Below are 18446 nucleotides of genomic sequence, written 5' to 3' on the forward strand. Positions count from 1 at the left end.
GCATGGACCAGGCGACGGCCAGGATCCGCACCGTGGCGCTGGTCGGCGCCGCGGGCGCCGGCAAGACGACGCTCACCGAGGCCCTCCTGCACCGCGCCGGGGTGCTCGTGCGCCCCGGTCGCGTCGAGGACGGCACCACGGTGTGCGGCCACGAGCCGGAGGAGGTGGCGCGGGGCTGCTCCTTGACGCTCGGCGTCGCGCCGTTCCGGTGGCAGTGCGACGGGGACGCCGACGGCGGGGCCGACGTGACCCTGCTGGACACCCCCGGCTCGCTGGACTTCGCCGGCTGCGTCGACGCCGCGCTCGCGGCCGCGGACCTCGCGCTCGTCGTGGTCAGCGCCGTCGACGGCGTGCAGGCCGGGACCCACCGCGCGTGGCGGGCGGCGGCGGAGGCGGGCGTGCCCCGCATGGTCGTCGTGACGAAGGAGGACAAGCCGCGCGCCGACTTCCACCGCGTGCTCGACGAGCTGCGCGCGGCGTTCGGCGGCGGCTTCGTGCCGCTGGAGCTGCCGCTCGGGGAGGAGGCCGCGTTCCGCGGCGTCGCGGACGTGCTGAGCGAGCACGGCTACGCGTACGAGGCCGACGGGCGGCACCACGACGAGCCGCTGCCGTCGGGCGTCGCGGAGGAGGAGCACCGCCTGCACGAGGAGGTGACCGAGGAGATCGTCGCGCACGACGACGAGCAGCTCGAGCGCTACCTCGCGGGCGAGGAGCCGTCGGTCGCCGACCTCGAGCGCACGCTCGCGCACGAGGTCCGCGACGGGGAGGCGTTCCCCGTGCTCGTCGCGTCCGGGGTGACCGGGGTCGGCGTGGACCGCCTCGCGGACCTGCTGTGCGCGCTCGGCCCGGGCCCGGCCGACCGCGCCGTCACGGTGCTCGCCGGCTCGACCGAGGTCCGCGTCGCCGTCGACCCCGACGGGCCCGCGCTGGCGCACGCGTTCCGCACCGTCGCGGACCCGTTCGTCGGGCAGGTGACGCTGCTACGCGTGCTCTCGGGCACGCTGCGCCCCGGCGACCGGCTGGTCAACGCGACGACCCGCGCCGAGGAGCGGCTGCCCGGCCTGTTCCGGCTGCGCGGCAAGGAGCACGAGACGGTGCACGCGGCGCGCGCGGGCGAGGTCGTCGCGGTCGCGAAGCTCACCGGCACCCCGACGGGGTCGCTGCTCGCCGCGAAGGGCAGCCCCGGCACGCGCCTGACCCCGCGGCCGCTGCCGCCGAGGCCCGCGGTGTACGGGCTCGTGCTGGAGCCCGTGACGCAGTCGGACGACGACCGGTTGTCCTCCGCGCTCGCCCGGCTCGTCGGCGAGGACCCGACGCTCGTGGTCGAGCGCGCGGGGGAGCGCACCGTGCTGCGCGGGCTCGGGGACACGCACCTGGCGGTCGCGCTCGAGCGGCTCGCCCGCGTGTTCGGGGTGCACGTCACGACGTCCGCGGTGCCGGTCGGCTACCGGGAGACGATCGCCCGGGAGGTCGAGGTCGAGGGCCGGCTGAAGAAGCAGTCGGGCGGGCACGGGCAGTTCGCGGTCGTGCGGATGCGGGTCGCGCCGCTGCCCGCGGGGTCCGGGCTGGAGTTCGTGGACTCGGTCGTCGGCGGCGCGATCCCCCGCGGGTACCTGCCCGCCGTGGAGCGGGGTGTGCGCGAGGTGATGGCGGCCGGCGGGCCGCACGGGTTCCCGGTGGTGGACGTGCGCGTCGAGGTCGTCGACGGCAAGGCGCACTCGGTGGACTCCTCGGACATGGCGTTCCGCACGGCGGCGTCCCTCGGGCTCAAGGAGGCGCTGGCGACGGCGGGCACGGTGGTGCTGGAGCCCGTCAGCCGGGTGCGGGTCACCGTGCCGGTCACGGCGCAGGGCGACGTCATGAGCGACCTGTCGTCCCGGCGCGGTCGCATCACCGACACGGCGTCCCTCGACGGGGGCGAGGTCGTGGTGGAGGCGACCGTGCCCGAGGCGGAGATCGCGCGGTACGTCCTCGACCTGCGCTCGCTCACGGGCGGCCGCGCGGACCTGGAGGTCGCGCCCGACCACTACGAGCCCTGCCCCGAGCACCTGGTCACGGCCTGAGGGGCGGGACCGGGGCGCCTGCGGGCTGGCAGGATGCCCGGATGGACGAGCCGGAGATCGCCGCGCTGACCCGCGCCGTGCGCGAGTTCAGCACCGAGCGGGACTGGGAGCAGTTCCACGACCCGAAGTCGCTCCTGCTCGCGCTGGTCGGCGAGGTGGGCGAGCTCGCGGAGCTGTTCCAGTGGGTGCCGGCCGCCGAGGCGGTCGACCGCTTCTCGGCCGCCGACCGCCGCACGCGCGCCGCCGAGGAGATGGCCGACGTGCTCGTCTACCTGGTGCGGCTCGCGGACGTGCTCGGCGTCGACCTCGGCAACGCGGCCCGCGCGAAGCTGGCGGCCTCCCACCGGCGGTTCCCGGCGGACGACGTGCGCGGCGTGGCGCCGGACAAGCCCTGACCCTGCTCGCTCGCGGGGCGGGTCAGCGTCCCGGTGCCACGCGCAGCGGCGAGCCGGACGACGACGTGCCCCACGACGGCGCCGGGCCCGGCGGCACGGGCATCGGCGAGCCGGTGCCCGACGGGGTCGGCATCGGGAACGTCGGGCGTGGGCTGGGGTCGTTGCACGAGACCACGCGGTCGTCCGGGTCGGCGGTGCAGGTGTCCTCGTCGGCGCCGCCGTCGAGGTCGTCGTTGCCGGGGACGCCGTCGGCTCCGCGGAGCGCGTCCCGCCCGGCCCCGCCGCGCAGGAGGTCGGCGCCGAGGCCGCCGACGAGCGTGTCCGGCCAGAGGTCGCCCGTGAGCACGTCGTCGCCGTGGCCGCCGCGCACCTCCTCGACGTCCGCCGGCCAGTTCCACGGCGCGGGGACGCCCACCGCGTCGCCCTCGCCGGGTGCGCCGTCGCCGCCGACGCCGTCGAGCGTCACCGTGACCGGCCCGAGGCGCGCGCCGTAGTCCGCGACGTCGTGCCCCGGCCCGCCGACGAGCTGGTGCGCCCCGTCCGGGTCGGGCCCGGTGACGAACCGGTCGTCGCCGCGGCCACCCTCGGCCCGTCCGCTGTCCGGGCCGCTGTCGAGCACGTCGGCGCCCCAGCCGCCCTGCAGCAGGTCGTGCCCCGCGCCGCCGAGGAGCACGTCGTCACCCTCGCCGCCGACGAGCACGTCCGAGCCGCCCAGCCCGGAGACCCGGTCGTCGCCCGCACCGGCGCAGATGACGTCGTCCCGCGGGGTGCCGCGCAGGACGTCGGGGCCGGCCGTGCCGCGGATCGTGCACGACGGCGCCCCCGGCACCGTGTCGTAGCGGACGTAGTCCCACGTCGAGCTGCCCTGGTGCGTCTCGAAGCCGAGCGCGACCGTGCCCGCGCCGCGGCCCGCGAGGTCGCGGTCGAGGACGGTCCGGCCGTCGACCGCCAGGCGCAGGTGCTGCCCGCGCGCCTCCAGGCGGTACCGGTGCCAGCGGTGCGTGTCGAGCGGGATGCGCACGCGGTCCTGGAAGGGGTAGGTCAGGCAGATCTCGCCCGGCCCGAAGCCGACCTGCACGAGGTCCGTCGTGTCGCCCACCCACAGCAGCGTCGGGGGCGGGGCGCCGGTCTCCTCGTCCAGGCACGTGTGCGTGGTGTCCGCGCCCAGGCGCATGCGGAACTCGACGTCCCAGCCGGTGAGGCGGTTGGCGGAGCCCGTCCACTCGGCGGGCGCCGCGTACTCGAGCAGCATCACCAGGGTCTGCTCGCCGATGGTGATCGTGCCGCCGCGCGTCGTCGCGACCGGGTCGCCGCTGAACCCGCGCACCTGCCAGGGGTCGGCGGGAGGACGCCGGAACTCCTCGCGGTGGACGTCGCCGGCCCATGCGGTGGCCGGCAGCAGCAGGGTGGCGGCGAGGACCGTCGCGACGGTCAGGCCGAGCCGGGTGTGCCTCATCGTCGAGCTCCCCCCGTGGCAGGTGCTCGTCACGGTAGGGCCGCCGACGGCCGACACACCCGGACGCACGGGACCCGAAAGGCTTCAGCCGTGCTCCCGCCCCCCCGAGACCGTCGACCTGGCGCGCGGGGACGACCAGGTCGACAGCCTCGCGGGAGCGGGCGGGACGGGACGGGCTGCTCCGACGGGGACGGGGCTAGTCCGCGGCGATCGCGTCCAGGACGCGCAGGCGGGACGCCCGCACCGCCGGCCACAGCGCCGCGAGCACCCCGACGACCGCGGCCAGCGCGACCATCGCGCCGAGCTGGCCCCAGGGCAGGACGAGCCGGTCCAGGCCGTCCTCGGCGTAGACGCGCGGCATCACCGACGCCAGCCCCACCCCGACGGCGAGCCCCACGAGCGTCCCGAACACCGCGGTCAGCACCGACTCGACCGTGACCGTCCCCGCGAGCTGCAGCCGCCCGAGCCCCACCGCGCGCAGCAGCCCGATCTCGCGCGTCCGCTCGATCACCGACAGCGCGAGCGTGTTGACGATCCCGAGCACGGCGATGACGAGCGACAGGCCCAGCAGCGCGTAGAGGATGACGAGCAGCTGGTCGACCTGCGCGGCCATGGCGTCGACGAACTCGTCGCGGTCCTGCACCGAGACGACCACGTACGGCGCGACGGCGTCGGCGACGGCCGAGCGCAGGTCCGCGACCGACGTGCCCGCCGCCGCGTCGAGGAACACGGTGTCGACCTGCGGCTCGGGCGCGAGCGCGTCGAGCACGTCGCGCGTGACGACGACCGGGGTGCCGAGCACGTTCGTGTCGACGACCGCGACGACGGTGAGGTCGCGCGCGCCCGCGGCCGTCGTCACCGTCACGGTGTCGCCGACCGCCCACTCGCCGTCGGCCACCTGCGAGTTGACGACCGCGGAGGTGTCGTCGAGGTCACCGACGTCGCCCTCCTCGACGTCCACCAGCAGCGTGCCGCCGAGGACCCCGGGCTCGAGGCCGACGACGGCACCGCCGGCCGACGCGTCGCCGGCCACACCGGGCGCCGGCGAGACGCCGGCCGTGACGAACGCGACCTCGGCCGCGGCGCCCACGCCCGGCAGCGCGCGCACGTCCTCGATCGCCCCCGCGGGGATCACGCCCGTGGCCGAGCGCAGCACGAGGTCGGCCTCGGTCGAGCTCTCGACGACGCGGGCGAGCGACGCCTGCGCGGAGGACGCGATGACGGACACCGCCCCGACCAGCGCCATGCCGATGACGAGCGCACCGGCCGTCGCGGCCGTGCGGCGCGGGTTGCGCGTGACGTTGCCGCGCGCGAGGCGGCCCATCGGCGGCAGCAGCCGCACGGCCGGGGCCGCGAGCACGCGCATCGCCGCCCGGGCGACCGTCGGCGCCGCGACGAGCACGCCCGCGAGCACCGCCGCGGCACCGCCGCCGAGCAGCCCCTCCGCGGCGTCGAGCGCCGGCCGCACGGCGGCGACGCCGACGGCCGCGGCGCCGGCGAGCACCAGCAGCGCGCCGGCCCACGCCCGCCGGTGCAGGGACCGCTCGGGCACCGTCACCTCGCCGCGCATCGCCTCGACGGGCGGCACGAGCGCGGCCGTCCGGCCCGGCACCGCGGCGGCCAGCGCCGACACGAGCGTCCCGACCGCGAGGCACAGCGCCACCGTCCCCGCGTCCAGCGGGACGTCCCCGGTGAGGTCCATGCCGACCTGCGCGAGCACGACCCGCAGCACCGACACCAGGCCCAGCCCGCCGAGCACGCCGAGGGCGGCGCCGACGAGCCCGACCACGACGGCCTGCCCGACGACGACGGCGAACACCTGCCCCGGCGACGCCCCGACGGCCCGCAGCAGCGCGAACTCGCGCACGCGCTGGCGCACCGACATCTGGAACGTGTTCGCGATGAGGAACGCGCCGACGAACAGCGACACCAGCGCGAAGACCAGCAGGAACGCCGTGACGAAGCCGAGCAGCTCGTCGATGTCCGCCCGCAGGTCCGCGCGCAGCGACGCACCCCTCACGGCCTCCGCCTCCGCGCCGCCGTCGAGGTCCGGCAGCGCCGCGGCCACAGCGTCCGTCAGCGCCGCCTCGCTCACGCCGTCCTGCGCGTAGACCGCCACGGTCGCGACGGTGCCCTCGGGCGCGAACGCCGCCACGGCGGCGTCCCGGTCGAGGAAGACGAGGGTGGCTCCCGCCATCGGCCCGCCGGCGGACACCTCGCCCACGACCTCGACGTCGGTGACCTGGCCCGCCACGACCACCCGCGTGCGGTCGCCGACGGCGAGGCCGGACGACGCGAGCGTCGCCTGCTCGAGCGCGACCTCGTCGGGGCCCTCGGGGAGGCGTCCGTCGAGGACGTCCAGCGACGGGTCCCGCGGGTCCGCCCGGATGCCGATGCTGGGCGCCTGCGTGGACTGCACCGCGGTGCCGTCGGCACCGACGAGCACGACCGGGCCGGAGACGTCCGGCAGCGCCAGCCGCACGCCCTCGACGTCCGCCAGCGCGTCGGCCAGCGTGAGCGGCACGGGGGTGCGCGCCTCGCCGACCCCCCCGGTCGCGGCGGCCCCGCCGGGCAGCGGGTCGGCGCCGCGCACGTACGCGTCGGCGGGCGCCTGCGCGTCCACGATCCCGTGGAACGTGCCGGACATCATCGTGCGCAGCGCGAACGTGCCGGCGACGAACGCGACACCCAGCGCGACCGCCAGCACGGACAGCGCGAACCGGACGGCGTGCGCGCGCACTCCCCGCAGCGTGACCCGCAGCATCAGAGCACCGGCGCCGAGGTCGGGTCCTCGCGGCGGCCGAGCGCGCCGAGGCGCTCCAGCACCGCGTCCGGCGTCGGGTCGGTCAGCTCGTCGACGATCCGCCCGTCCGCCAGGAACAGCACCCGGTCCGCGTAGGACGCGGCCGTCGGGTCGTGCGTGACCATGACGACCGACTGCCCCAGCTCGTCGACCGAGCGCCTCAGGAACGACAGCACCTCGCGCGCGGAGGACGAGTCCAGGTTGCCCGTCGGCTCGTCGGCGAACACGACCGCCGGCCGCGTCACGAGCGCCCGCGCGCACGCGACGCGCTGCTGCTGCCCCCCGGACAGCTCGCCGGGCTTGTGGCCCAGCCGGTCGGTGAGGCCGACCGCGCGCACGACCGCGTCGAGGTGGTCGCGGTCGACGGGGCGGCGCGCGATGTCCAGCGGGAGCGTGATGTTCTCCAGCGCCGTCAGAGTCGGCACCAGGTTGAACGCCTGGAAGACGAAGCCGAGCCGGTCGCGGCGCAGGCGGGTCAGGCGCCGCTCGGAGAGCGCGCTGACCTCCTCGCCGTCGACGACGACGGTGCCGGACGTCGGCCGGTCCAGGCCGGCCATGCAGTGCATGAGCGTCGACTTGCCCGAGCCGGACGGGCCCATCGTGGCGGTGAGCCGTCCGCGCTCGAAGTCGACGTCGACGCCGTCGAGGGCGCGCACGGCGGTCTCGCCGCGGCCGTAGGTGCGGGTGAGCGCCCGGGCGCTCGCGATCGGGGTGGTCATTCGGTCCGTCCCAGCGTCGGGGGTGATCGGGGTACGAGCACCATCGTGGCGGCGGGCAGGGGCCGCGCCCATCGGTGACGTCCCTGGTCAGGGCCCTGACCAGGGCGTCCCCGACCCCCGGTGGTGGGGGTGCCACGACCAGGGTCCTCCCCGAGTCCGATCGGGTCACGCCCCGGGTCGCGTCCGGGTCCGTCCCGGTGCCGCCACGACCCCTCTCGCACCCACGATGGGTTCGGGCCGCCGGCGGCCCGCCACACCGACCACCGCCCCACGAACCCCGGAGGACCCCGTGCTCACGCTCGCCAAGGCCGTCGCCGCCGTCACCGCCGTCGCGATCGGCGCCGTGCTCGGCGTCGTCACGCAGGCCGTGGACGACGCGCTCGCAGGGCTCGACCGGCAGCCGGTCGTCGTGGAGCGGTCGGTGGAGCCGACGGCACGCACGGCCACGACCGACGGCTGAGCGCCGTCGGCCGCGGCCGCGCGGGGGTCAGCTGCGCTCGCGCCGGTACAGCGAGCGCGACCAGGCGTACCCGGCGACGCCGATGAGCACGAGCCAGCCGATCGCCAGCAGGGTCGTCGTGGCGTCGGGCGCGGTGCCCGCGAGCAGCCCGCGGACCGTCTCGATGACCGGCGTGAACGGCTGGTACTCCGCGAACCAGCGCACCGCCGACGGCATCGTCTCGACCGGCACGAACCCGCTGCCCAGGAACGGCAGGAGCAGGAGCACCATCGGCGTGTTGCTGGCCGTCTCGACGCTCCGCGCGTTCAGGCCCATGCCGACCGACAGCCAGTTGAGGGCGAACCCGAGCAGGACGAGCACGCCCAGCAGCCCGAGCCAGTCGAGGGCGTCCGCACCCGGCCGGTAGCCCATGAGCAGCGTCGCGCCGAGGACGAGCACCACGGCCACGAGCGCCTGCACGACGAACCCGATGACCTGCCCCGACAGCACGGACCCGGGGGCGATCGCCATCGTCTTGAACCGCGCCATGATGCCGCCGGCGGCGTCCATCGCCGCGCTGGTGGCCACCGACGTCGCACCCCCGACGACGGTGAGGACCAGCAGGGTGGGCGTGATGTAGTCGAGGTAGGCCGCGCGCCCCTCGGCACCGGGGGCGACGCCCGGGGCGACGCCGGCACCGAACGCCCCGCCGAAGACGTAGACGAACAGCAGCAGCATGACGAGCGGGCCCAGGACGAGGAACAGCGTGAGCCCGGGGTAGCGGACGGCGCGCAGCAGGCTGCGGCGCACCATCGTGGCGACGTCCGCGAGCGGACGGGGGCCGGCCGCGGGTGCGGCGGGGACGGCGACGGTGGTCATCAGGCCACCTCCTTCGGGGTCGTGGCGGTCGTGTCGGTGGTGGAGGGCTCGGTGAGGCGCAGGAACACGTCGTCGAGGGACCCGGCGCCGTGCACGGCCTTGAGCTCCGCGGGCGTGCCCTCGGCGACGACGCGCCCGCCGTCGAGCACGGCCACGCGGTCCGCGAGCTGGTCGGCCTCCTCGAGGTACTGCGTCGTGAGCAGGATGGTGGTGCCGGCCGCGACGAGGGCGCGCACCTCGTCCCAGAGGGTGCGGCGGCTGCGCGGGTCGAGGCCTGTGGTCGGCTCGTCGAGGAAGACGACCGACGGGGACCCGACGAGGGTCATCGCGAGGTCGAGCTTGCGGCGCATGCCGCCCGACCACGTCGACACCGGCTTCGCGGCCGCGTCCGTGAGGCCGAACTGCGCGAGCAGCGCGTCGGTGCGCTCGCGGCCCTGGCGGCGGCCGAGGTGGTGCAGCGCGGCCATGAGCCGCAGGTTCTCCGCGCCGGTCAGCAGGTCGTCCACGGCGGAGACCTGGCCCGTGACGCCGATCGCGGCACGCACGGCCCCCGGCTCGGCGACGACGTCGTGGCCGGCGACGCGGACGGTGCCGGCGTCGGGGCGCAGCAGGGTGGACAGGACGCCCACGGTGGTGGTCTTGCCGGCCCCGTTGGGGCCGAGGAGGGCGGTGACGGTGCCGGCACGGACGGCGAGGTCGACGCCGTCGAGCACGGTCTGGTCGCCGTAGGACTTGCGCAGGCCGCGCACGTCGACGGCGAGGTCGCTGGTCATGGTGGTGCTCCTCTCGGTGGTGGTCGTGCCCGGGCGCGCGAGGTCGCGCGTCCGGCGGTGCGCCGGACGACGGTGCCGTCGGTCGTGGGGATGGTGGTGCGGATGGTGCGGCCGTCCGTGGGGCTCAGGGGCGGCGGACGATCACGTCGCCCCAGCCGCTGCTGGCGCGGATCTCGGCCGTCGACTCGTCGGCGACGGGCCCCTCGGTGGGGGTGAGCTGGTTGCGGACGGCGCCGTGCTCGGAGGTCGCCTCGAGCCACGCGGCGGTGCCCTCGGGCACACCGACCTCGATCGAGCCGTACGACGTCGTGAGCGTGACGCTGCCGGACTCGACGTGGTCCACGCGGATGCCGGCGTGGGCCGCCTTGGCGGTGACGGTGCCGCGCACGCGGCCGACGGCGATCTCGGCGTGGGCGCCGGCGACCTCCAGCGTGCCGGTGACCGCGCCGACGGTCGTCGTCCCGTTGCTCGCGCGGATCGTGCCCTCGCCGGTGAACTCGTCCACGCGGACGTACCCGGCGCTCGCGCGGACGTTCGTCGGGCCCGTCGCGCGGCCGACGACGACGGAGCCGGCGGTCACCTTGAGGTCGAGGCGCTCGGCCTCGTCCAGGCGCGCGTCGCCGCCGTTGAGCACGAGCTCGACCGTGCCGAGCCGGCCCTCGGAGAACAGGGACCCGGCCTTGCCGCGCAGGTCCGAGCCGGCGGGCAGCTCGACGGTGACGATCGCGCCGCCGGCCGAGAAGGGCAGCACGTACTGCTTCCAGGCGTTGGGGTAGACGATGCTGACGGCCTCGCCGTCGCGGGTGACCCGCGTCTCCTGGGCCGCGCGCACCGCGCCGGACTTGGTCGGGTCGGCGGGCAGGACGGTGACGACGACGTCGTCACGGTCGCTCGCGACGACGTGCAGGTTGCCGAACGGGACGTCGACGACGACCGGGACGGGCCCGGCGACGGGGAACGTGGGCATGACGGAGCTCCTGACGTGGTGGTGGGCGGTGGTGGTGCCGTCGGGTGGGACGGGGCGGGGTGCGGCTCAGCGCACCCAGCCGGTGACGCGCGTGACGCCGCGCTGCTCGGTCCGGCCCGTGGGGGCGGGCCGGTTGTCGCACTGCTCGAGGGCGGCGGCGACCGCGCGGACGAGCCAGGTGTTGACCGAGACGCCGTCGCGTGCGGCGGCGACCTCGACCTGCGTCTTCAGCCGGTCGGGCAGGCGCAGGGTGGTGCGGGTGGTGCTGCCCTCGTCGGCGTCGGCCGGCGCTGCCACCGGGGTGGCCGGCGCTGTCGGTGCCGTCGGTGGTGTCGTGGTGGTGTCGGTGCGCCCGGCGGACGCGGGCGCCGGCGGGGCGGTGACGACGAACTCCGGCTCGCCGGAGCGCAGCCGCACGTCGACCGAGCCGGGCGCCAGGTCGGCCGAGATCTCGCCGGCCGCGGAGCTGAGGGCGTCGAGCAGGACGAGGCGCACGGCGGCGTCGAGCGGTGCCGTGAGGCGCTCCGCGAGCTGCCGGGCGTCGTCCCCGGCCGCATCGGCGGCGGTGGCGAGCCGGTGCTGGAGGTCGTCGACGTAGCGCGTGAGGTCCATGACGCCATCATGACACCATGCGTGGTGTCATGCAACCCCTTGTGGTGCCGGATGGTGGTGTCGTGGTGTCAGGCCCCTCCGGAGGGCGGCCGGCACGGCCCCCGCCTAGCCTGTGCGGCATGGCCCGCTACTTCGACGTGCACCCGCACGACCCGCAGCCGCGGACGATCGCGCAGGTGGTCGCGATGCTGCGCGACGACGCACTCATCGCCTACCCCACGGACTCGATGTACGCGCTCGGCACGCGCATGGGCAACCACGCGGGCACCGAGCGGATCCGGCAGGTGCGCGACCTCGACGCGAAGCACCACTTCACGCTCGTGTGCGCGGACTTCGCGCAGCTCGGGCAGCTCGTGCACCTCGACAACAGCGCCTTCCGCGCGATCAAGTCGGTGACGCCCGGCCCGTACACGTTCATCCTCCCCGCCACCCCCGAGGTGCCGCGGCGCCTCGCGCACGAGAAGAAGCGGTCGGTCGGCGTGCGCATCCCGGACGACCCGGTGGCCCACGCGATCCTCCGCGAGCTCGGCGAGCCGCTGCTGTCGTCCTCGCTGATCGTCCCGGGCGCCGAGTGGCCCATGACCGAGGGGTGGCAGATCAAGGAGGAGCTCGACGACCAGCTCGACGCGGTGGTCGACGCGGGCGACCGCGGCACCACCCCGACGACGGTCGTCGACTGGACCTCCGGGAGCCCCGAGGTCGTGCGCGAGGGCGCCGGCGACCCGGGGCGGTTCTGAGGTGGCGGACGGGACGGACGCCGGGCGGGTGCCCGGCCGCGACCGCACGTACGTCGCCGTCGTCGGCCCCTCCGCGCCGACGCCGGAGCAGGAGCGGGACGCCCACGACGTCGGCGCGGGGCTCGCGCAGCGCGGTCACGTCGTCGTGTGCGGCGGCCGCGGGGGCGTCATGGCGGCGGTCGCGCGCGGCGCCGCCGAGGCCGGCGGCACGGTCGTCGGCTACCTGCCGGGCACGGGCCGCGCCGACGCGAACCCCTGGGTCACGGTCGCCCTGCCCACCGGCATGGGCGACCTGCGCAACGCCCTCGTGGTACGGGCCGGCGACGTCGTCGTCGCCGTCGGGACCTCGTGGGGCACGCTGAACGAGGTGTCCTTCGCGGTGTCGGTCGGCACGCCCGTGGTGCAGATCGGCGGGTGGGACCTGCCCGAGGACGACCGGGTGCGGCGCGTCCCCGACGTCGCCGCCGCGCTCGCCGCCGTCGACGGGCTCGTCGCCCCGGGCTGACGTCCCGCGCCCGGCTCGGCCCGGACGCGCGCGGACCCGGGCGACACGGGCGCGTCGGCGTCCGGTGGACATTCTCGACACCCTCGCCGGTGCGCGCGTACCTTTGCCGCCCGTGGCGCTGGGGGACTCGTACGAGCAGACGCAGGCGCGCGTGACCGCGCAGGTCGAGCAGGCGCAGGAGCGCGCCCGGCGCGCGACCGCGCTGCGGCAGCAGGTGGAGCAGCTGGTGGGCGAGGCGCGCTCGCCGCGCCAGGAGCTGCAGGTGCGGGTCGACGCCCAGGGGCGTCTGCTCGACCTCGAGCTGTCCGACGCCGCGCTCGACCTCGGTCCGCGCGACCTCGCCCAGCTCGTCCTGCGCACCGCGGCCGCCGCCCACCAGCGCGCCGCCGAGCAGGTCGGCCGGCTGGCCGAGGAGGCGTTCGGCGAGGGCTCCGACCTCGCGCGGCGCGTGGCCGAGGAGGCCGGCGCACGCGCGGCCGCCGGTCCCGCGTCGCAGGAGAAGGGCCCCTGGTCGTGAGCGGCGGACGCATCGCGATCGACGTCGACACGCTCACCGCGCACCGGCGCCGGCTGGAGCAGATCGGGTCGCAGGTGGACGTGGCGCGGGACGCCGCCGGGTCGGTGAACCTCGGCGGCGGTGCGTTCGGCCTCATGTGCGCGTTCCTCGTGCCGCCGCTGCAGGTCGTCCAGACCGCGGCGCAGGCGTCGATCGCGCGGGTGGCGTCCTCGCTCGAGCGGGCGGGCGCCGAGGTCGCCGCAGCCGCTGCCGACCTCGAGGCCGCCGACACGTACGGGACGGACACGTACCGCGCGCTGCAGGCCGACCTCGACCGCGCCGCGGTCACGGGCTGGTGAGCGCCAACCCGCTCGTCGTCGAGCGCACCGACACCACGTCGCCGCTCGCCGGCACCCTGCTGCTGGAGGACGGCGAGCAGCTCGTCCACGCCGTGCAGAACGGCGACTGGGTGTCCGGTGGCCTCGCGCTGTTCACGGGTGCGCTCGACACGGTCGCGGCCGTGTCCGACCCGCTCGGGACGCTGTTCGCGATGGGCATCGGCTGGGTCATCGACCACGTCGAGCCCCTGAACTCCTGGCTCGAGGACCTCACCGGCGACGGCGACCAGGTGCGCGCCTTCGCCGGCACGTGGGCGAACGTCTCCAGCCACCTGCAGCAGCAGGCGGACGAGCTCACGCGCGTCGTCGCCGCGGACCTGGCCGGCATGGACGGCGCGACGATCACCGCGTACCGGCAGCTCGCGGCCGACATGGCCGAGCACATGGGTGGCGCGAGCCGCTGGGCGGGGTCGATGTCGACCGCGCTCGAGGTCGCCGCGACGCTCGTGCAGATCGTCCACGACATCGTCCGGGACGCGATCGCCCAGGTGCTGGGGGCCGTCGCGTCGTACGCGGCCGAGCTGATCTTCACCGCGGGCCTCGCCACGCCGCTCGTCATCGAGCAGGCGGCCACGCGCGCCGCCGCGCTCGCCGCCCGGATCGGCTCGTACGTCACGCGCCTGCTCACCTCGTTCCGCAACCTCGACGAGCTGCTGAGCGGCCTGCGCCGGCTGTTCGACGACCTCGGCCGGCTGTTCGACGACCTGTTCCGCGGCGGGCGGGGCCCCGACGCGCCGCGCACGCCGGACGCCCCGCGCGGGGACGGCGCCACGCCGCCGACCGGTCCCGCCGGGCCCGGCCGCACGGCCCCGGGCGGCGACCCCGGGACGCCCACCGGCCCGTCGGTGCCGACGGGACCGGTCGTCTCCGGCGGCCCCGACGTCCCCGGTGGACCCGGTGCCGGCACCGTGCCCGGTGGCGGCGGTGCGCCGGGCGGGACGCCCGTGCGCCCGGGCCCCGACGCGCAGCAGTTCGTCACACCCGACGCCGACCTGGTCGGCGGACGGCCGGGAGCGGGCGGGCCCGACGGCGGGCGGCCCGGGGAGCCGGACGCGGGCACGACGAGGCCCGAACCGGACCCCGTGACCGACCCGACGACCCCGGACCCGACGACCCCGGACCCCACCGTCCCCGACCCGGGTGCACGGCCGCTGCCCGACGGCGCGACCGCGGTACCGGACCGCAACCCGGACCCGCACTACGGCGAGCCGCGGACGGACGCCGGCACGTCGTTCCACCCGGACAACGCGCCGGCCACGCACACGAGCTCCGACGTCGCGAAGCTCGGCGGCGACGCGGCGCACCCGTGGGGGACGAACCCCGACACGGGCCGCCCGTTCACCGAGAAGGAGTTCCTCGAGCGGTTCACGCACGCGGACGGCACGATCCGCTGGCCCCCGAACGACGGCGCGGTGCCCGGGTCCAAGCACGAGTTCACGTCGACGAGCGACTTCCGGAACGCCTACGGCGACGGCCTCGACCGGGTGGGGCTGCCGGACGGCTCGTACCTCGGCTTCCCGCCGGGTGCGCCGTGGGGTGACCGCGCGCTCTTCCCGTCGTCGCTGGACGACCCGGTCGACGCCTACCGCCTCGCGGGTGACCTGCCCGACGGGTGGCGCATCCAGGTCAGCGAGATCGCGCCCGCGTTCGGGCAGCCCGGTGGAGGGATGCAGGTGCTCGTGTTCAACGACAAGAACAAGACGGTCCCGGTGACGGAGCTCATCAACGCGGGGATCCTCCAGTGACGCCGCCGGTGCACGCCTCGCTCCTGCGCCTCGCCGAGGAGTCGGGGCTGCGCGTCGCGCAGGACGGCGCCGCGGTGCGGTTCTCGAGCGTCGAGAGCACGCTCGCGCTGGCTCCCGTCGAGGGCGGCTGGGCGCTGACGCGCACCCTGCGCGACGGCGACCCCGAGGTCGAGGTGGTCTCGGACACCGTCGACGCGCCGGAGCGCCTCGTGGTCACCACGGTCGGTGCGGTGTGGCGCAGCGCCCAGGGGCTGCCGCCGATCGTCACGGTGCGGCGCGGGGAGCCGCTGGCGGGCGCCGAGGTCGTCAAGGACCCGGTGACGTGGTGGAACGTGCGGTGGGACGGGCACGTCGCGCGCGAGCTCGACTCCGTGCAGGCGGCGACGCTCGTGCGCACCCTCGCCCACGACGTCGACACGCTCGTCGCGTCCTACCGCGACCCGGACGGCCTGCCGGCGTTCCCCGTCACCGAGTCGCGGTGAGGTCCTCCGACGCGACCGGCGCGCTGGTGCACCCGTCGGTCGTGCGCCTGGCCGAGGAGTCCGGTCTGCGCGTCGTGCACCGTCCGGACGCGACCGTGCTCGAGGAGACGGAGATCGGGTACACGGTCGCGAGGACGCCGGACGGCTGGACCCTCACGCGCAGGTCGCGCGACCGGGTCCACGTGGAGGCGACGAGCGACGTCCTCGAGGGCGTCGAGGTGGTCCTGCTGACGGCCGTCGGGCCGGCCTGGCGCGCGGCGCACCGCCTGCCCGCCCTGATGACGAGCACACGGGGGGCGCCCACGCCCGGCGCCGTCCCGTACCGCGACGTCGACGGACGCTGGGCGGTGCGCTGGCCCGGCGACCACGTCGTGGCAGGGCTCGGCTCGATCGGCGTCGACACCGTCGTCCGGGTGGTGGGCCGGGACGTCGACGAGCTCGTCGCGTCGTACCGGCACCCCGACGGTCTGCCGCTCTTCCCGCCGGCCGAGCCCGCTCTCGGCTGACGGGCGACGCCGGCCCCCCGGCACGCCCGCTCGTCGCGGGGGGCGCCGTCGCACGGGCGCGGTGATGATGGGCCGATGACCCCCGTCGACGTCCCGCGCAGCGCCGCCGACGTCGCGACGGCCGCCGGCACCGCGCCCGACCTCGCGACGCTCGACGCGCGCGTCGTCGACTGCTTCGCGTGCCCGCGGCTCGTCGCGTGGCGGGAGGCCGTGGCCGCCGAGCCGCGCGCGTCGTTCCGCGGGCAGACGTACTGGGCGCGGCCGGTGCCGGGCTTCGGCGACCCGCGCGCGCGGGTCCAGGTCGTCGGGCTGGCGCCCGCCGCCCACGGGGCCAACCGCACGGGTCGCATGTTCACCGGCGACCGGTCGGGCGACTTCCTGTTCGCCGCCATGCACCGCGTCGGCATGGCGAACCAGCCGACGTCCGTCAGCGCCGACGACGGCCTGACGCTGACCGACGTCCGCGTCACCGCGCCCGTCCGCTGCGCCCCGCCGGCCAACGCGCCCACGCCCGAGGAGCGCCGCACCTGCGGGCCGTGGCTCGCGCGCGAGATCGAGCTGGTGGACGCGCACGTGCTCGTGGTGCTCGGCGGGTTCGGCTGGCAGGCGGTCCTGACGACGCTCGCGGAGCAGGGCTGGGAGGTCCCGCGCCCGCGACCGGCGTTCGCGCACGGCGCCGAGGTGGTGCTGGGCCGCCGGGACCCGGACGACGACCGCGCGCTCACCCTGCTCGGGTGCTTCCACGTGAGCCAGCAGAACACCTTCACGGGGCGCCTGACGCCGGAGATGCTCGACGCCGTGCTGCTGCGCGCACGGGAGCTGGCGGCCACCTGACCCCCCACGCCCACCGGGAGGCCCCGCGGGCGGTCGCGTCCGCGGGGCCTCCCGGTGTCACGCGCCGGGGACGAGGGACGAGTGGTGCTCGACGATCTCCCAGCCGCCGTGATCGCGCTCGTACACGAACGTGAAGCGCGCGTGGACGACGTCGCCGGTCGCGGCGAACGTGAACGTGTACAGCCCCGAGTACGTGGCGACGTCCTTGCCGAGGACGCGCACGACCCCCTCGTCGACGGACCCGGAGGGGTCGTTCGCCAGGAAGTGCTCGAAGTAGCCGATCCGCTCGGCGCTCGTGTCGTGGACACCGGGCGCGAGCGTCGGCAGCAGCACGGCGTCGTCGGCGTACAGGTGGTCCACCCGCTCGGGGTCTCCCGTCGCGAGCGCGGCGTTCCACGTGGTGAACAGGCGACGGATCTCGGCCTTCGTCGGCGTGCCCTGGTGCGCCGGACGGGCGAGGTCGGTGCCGGGCGCCGGATCGGCGGCGACGGCGACCCCGGTGCCCGTCCCGGCGACGAGGGCGGCGACGACGGCGACGATCAGCGGACGTGCGGGCATGGCTGTTCCCTTTCCCCCCTGGTGGTGACCCCCGGTCGAGGGCCGGGAACAGGGAGCCACGGACAGGAGGGCGGGTGCAACCAAAGAGGGCATAACGGACGGTGACGTTCACCCCACCAGCGCGACGACCACGAGGAAGCCGTTCGAGACGAGGTGCACCGCGATCGTGAGCCAGGGGTTGCGGTAGCGGGACCACAGGTAGGCGACCGTGAGCCCGAACGACCCCTGCACCACGAGCGCCGCCGCCACCTCGACGAGGGGCCCCTGGCCCTGCCGGGCACCCACGTGCATGAGCGCGAACACGAGCGTCGCCACCGCGATGCCGCCCCACCGCCCGAGCAGCGCCTCGAGCCGCGTCTGCAGCCAGATCCGGTAGAACACCTCCTCGCCGACGCTCGCGGTCAGCGCCGTGGCCACCGCGGCCGTCACGACGAGCTCGACCGGGAGGCCGGAGTAGTCGGGCACCTCGACCCACGGCGCCGCCTGGGACACGAGCGTCCAGGCGACCAGGACGACCGCCGGCGCCCACCACCGCCACCCGCCCCGCGCGGGAACGGTGTGCATGGCACCCCGCGTCAGCACGACCACGAGCCCCGGCAGCGCGAGGAGCAGGACCAGCTTCGCGAGGTGGTACCCCTCGGACCGCGCGAGCCCGCCCGCCGCGACGACGACGGGCAGCACGACAGCGCAGGCGAGCATCGCCGTCACGGCGACCAGGAGCCGCGGCCGGTCGACGACGGCCGGCGTCAGGTCGGGCGTGCGCGGGGGGAGCAGGCGGACGAGCGGCACCGCGACCGCCGCGGGCAGCAGCACCGCCCAGTACGGCACGGTGGGCGCGCCGGGGTCGGCGGACTCGCGCACGCCCGCGGGGCTCAGCACGAGCAGCACGACGAGGGCGGCCGCGGCGAGCACGCCCACGGCGACGGCGAGGGTCACGCCGGCGCGGGCGTGCGGTGGTGCGGCAGGTGGGGTCGGCACGTGCCGACGCTAGGGAGCGTGGCGCGCGGCCCGCGTCGTCGGAAGGGACGAGACGGCGCACCGGGCCTCGTGCGGACCGCCGAGCGCGCAATGGTCCTGCT

General features: G+C 76.4%; 20 protein-coding genes. 11 read left to right on the forward strand and 9 right to left on the reverse strand.

What is annotated here, in order from left to right; genetic code table 11:
- Positions 1-2: 2 nt before the first annotated feature.
- Together FB586_RS02520 and FB586_RS02525 are read left to right on the forward strand one after the other, a co-directional pair.
- Positions 3-2063 (forward strand): elongation factor G, encoded by a 2061-nt coding sequence (locus FB586_RS02520; protein WP_136517737.1) that lies wholly within the window; start codon positions 3-5, stop codon positions 2061-2063.
- 41 nt (positions 2064-2104) lie between these two features.
- Positions 2105-2458 (forward strand): nucleotide pyrophosphohydrolase, encoded by a 354-nt coding sequence (locus FB586_RS02525; RefSeq protein WP_136517738.1) that lies wholly within the window; start codon positions 2105-2107, stop codon positions 2456-2458.
- A gap of 22 nt (positions 2459-2480) precedes the next feature.
- Here the strand turns inward: FB586_RS02525 and FB586_RS02530 are convergent, their stop codons facing one another.
- From FB586_RS02530 to FB586_RS02540, 3 genes are all read right to left on the reverse strand, one after another.
- A complete protein-coding gene (locus FB586_RS02530; RefSeq protein ID WP_136517739.1) occupies positions 2481-3914 on the reverse strand; it encodes a calcium-binding protein in 1434 nt (477 codons plus the stop codon).
- Between the two features lie 196 nt (positions 3915-4110).
- On the reverse strand, positions 4111-6678 hold the full coding sequence (locus FB586_RS02535) for an ABC transporter permease (protein ID WP_136517740.1): 2568 nt from the start codon (positions 6676-6678) through the stop codon (positions 4111-4113).
- Positions 6678-7436 carry an ABC transporter ATP-binding protein gene (locus FB586_RS02540; protein ID WP_136517741.1) on the reverse strand — a complete coding sequence of 253 codons (759 nt, stop codon included), beginning with the start codon at positions 7434-7436 and terminating at the stop codon, positions 6678-6680. Before FB586_RS02540 ends, FB586_RS02535 begins: the two co-directional genes overlap by 1 nt.
- 289 nt (positions 7437-7725) lie before the next feature.
- Here FB586_RS02540 and FB586_RS19210 point away from each other — a divergent pair, with 289 nt between their 5' ends.
- The gene (locus FB586_RS19210) at positions 7726-7896 is read left to right on the forward strand and encodes a hypothetical protein (protein ID WP_168800424.1); all 171 of its coding nucleotides are present in this window, start codon (positions 7726-7728) and stop codon (positions 7894-7896) included.
- Between the two features lie 27 nt (positions 7897-7923).
- Here the strand turns inward: FB586_RS19210 and FB586_RS02545 are convergent, their stop codons facing one another.
- The 4 genes from FB586_RS02545 to FB586_RS02560 form a co-directional block, all read right to left on the reverse strand.
- On the reverse strand, positions 7924-8754 hold the full coding sequence (locus tag FB586_RS02545) for an ABC transporter permease (protein WP_136517742.1): 831 nt from the start codon (positions 8752-8754) through the stop codon (positions 7924-7926).
- The gene (locus tag FB586_RS02550; RefSeq protein ID WP_136517743.1) at positions 8754-9527 is read right to left on the reverse strand and encodes an ABC transporter ATP-binding protein; all 774 of its coding nucleotides are present in this window, start codon (positions 9525-9527) and stop codon (positions 8754-8756) included. Before FB586_RS02550 ends, FB586_RS02545 begins: the two co-directional genes overlap by 1 nt.
- Before the next feature lie 124 nt (positions 9528-9651).
- On the reverse strand, positions 9652-10494 hold the full coding sequence (locus tag FB586_RS02555) for a DUF4097 family beta strand repeat-containing protein (protein ID WP_136517744.1): 843 nt from the start codon (positions 10492-10494) through the stop codon (positions 9652-9654).
- 66 nt (positions 10495-10560) lie between these two features.
- A complete protein-coding gene (locus FB586_RS02560; RefSeq protein ID WP_136517745.1) occupies positions 10561-11106 on the reverse strand; it encodes a histidine kinase in 546 nt (181 codons plus the stop codon).
- Between the two features lie 119 nt (positions 11107-11225).
- On the opposite strand from FB586_RS02560, the gene FB586_RS02565 reads away from it, so the two are divergent.
- The 8 genes from FB586_RS02565 to FB586_RS02600 all read left to right on the forward strand — a co-directional run bounded on the left by FB586_RS02565 (position 11226) and on the right by FB586_RS02600 (position 16809).
- Positions 11226-11843, forward strand: coding sequence for an L-threonylcarbamoyladenylate synthase (locus tag FB586_RS02565; RefSeq protein WP_136517746.1), 618 nt, complete (start codon positions 11226-11228; stop codon positions 11841-11843).
- A gap of 1 nt (position 11844) precedes the next feature.
- Positions 11845-12348 carry a TIGR00725 family protein gene (locus tag FB586_RS02570; protein WP_246036358.1) on the forward strand — a complete coding sequence of 168 codons (504 nt, stop codon included), beginning with the start codon at positions 11845-11847 and terminating at the stop codon, positions 12346-12348.
- A gap of 112 nt (positions 12349-12460) precedes the next feature.
- Entirely contained in the window at positions 12461-12865 is a 405-nt protein-coding gene (locus FB586_RS02575) for a YbaB/EbfC family nucleoid-associated protein (RefSeq protein ID WP_168800425.1), read from the forward strand.
- On the forward strand, positions 12862-13203 hold the full coding sequence (locus tag FB586_RS02580) for a hypothetical protein (protein ID WP_136517748.1): 342 nt from the start codon (positions 12862-12864) through the stop codon (positions 13201-13203). Before FB586_RS02575 ends, FB586_RS02580 begins: the two co-directional genes overlap by 4 nt.
- The gene (locus tag FB586_RS02585; protein WP_136517749.1) at positions 13200-14987 is read left to right on the forward strand and encodes a glycohydrolase toxin TNT-related protein; all 1788 of its coding nucleotides are present in this window, start codon (positions 13200-13202) and stop codon (positions 14985-14987) included. The genes FB586_RS02580 and FB586_RS02585 overlap by 4 nt, the downstream gene beginning before the upstream one ends.
- Positions 14988-14995: 8 nt before the next feature.
- Positions 14996-15469 (forward strand): Imm61 family immunity protein, encoded by a 474-nt coding sequence (locus FB586_RS02590; protein WP_168800426.1) that lies wholly within the window; start codon positions 14996-14998, stop codon positions 15467-15469.
- Complete coding sequence (locus FB586_RS02595) at positions 15466-15975, forward strand: Imm61 family immunity protein (RefSeq protein WP_136517751.1); 510 nt, start codon at positions 15466-15468, stop codon at positions 15973-15975. Before FB586_RS02590 ends, FB586_RS02595 begins: the two co-directional genes overlap by 4 nt.
- A gap of 75 nt (positions 15976-16050) precedes the next feature.
- Entirely contained in the window at positions 16051-16809 is a 759-nt protein-coding gene (locus FB586_RS02600; RefSeq protein WP_136517752.1) for a uracil-DNA glycosylase, read from the forward strand.
- A 57-nt stretch (positions 16810-16866) separates the two neighbouring features.
- On the opposite strand, the gene FB586_RS02605 is transcribed toward FB586_RS02600, so the two are convergent.
- Together FB586_RS02605 and FB586_RS02610 are read right to left on the reverse strand one after the other, a co-directional pair.
- Positions 16867-17367, reverse strand: a complete 501-nt coding sequence (locus FB586_RS02605; RefSeq protein WP_168800427.1) for an SgcJ/EcaC family oxidoreductase — start codon at positions 17365-17367, stop codon at positions 16867-16869.
- A gap of 108 nt (positions 17368-17475) precedes the next feature.
- Entirely contained in the window at positions 17476-18345 is an 870-nt protein-coding gene (locus FB586_RS02610) for a CPBP family intramembrane glutamic endopeptidase (protein ID WP_136517754.1), read from the reverse strand.
- Positions 18346-18446: the final 101 nt, after the last annotated feature.

The organism is Cellulomonas telluris, assembly GCF_004886325.1.
GTDB classification, from domain to species: domain Bacteria; phylum Actinomycetota; class Actinomycetes; order Actinomycetales; family Cellulomonadaceae; genus Cellulomonas; species Cellulomonas telluris.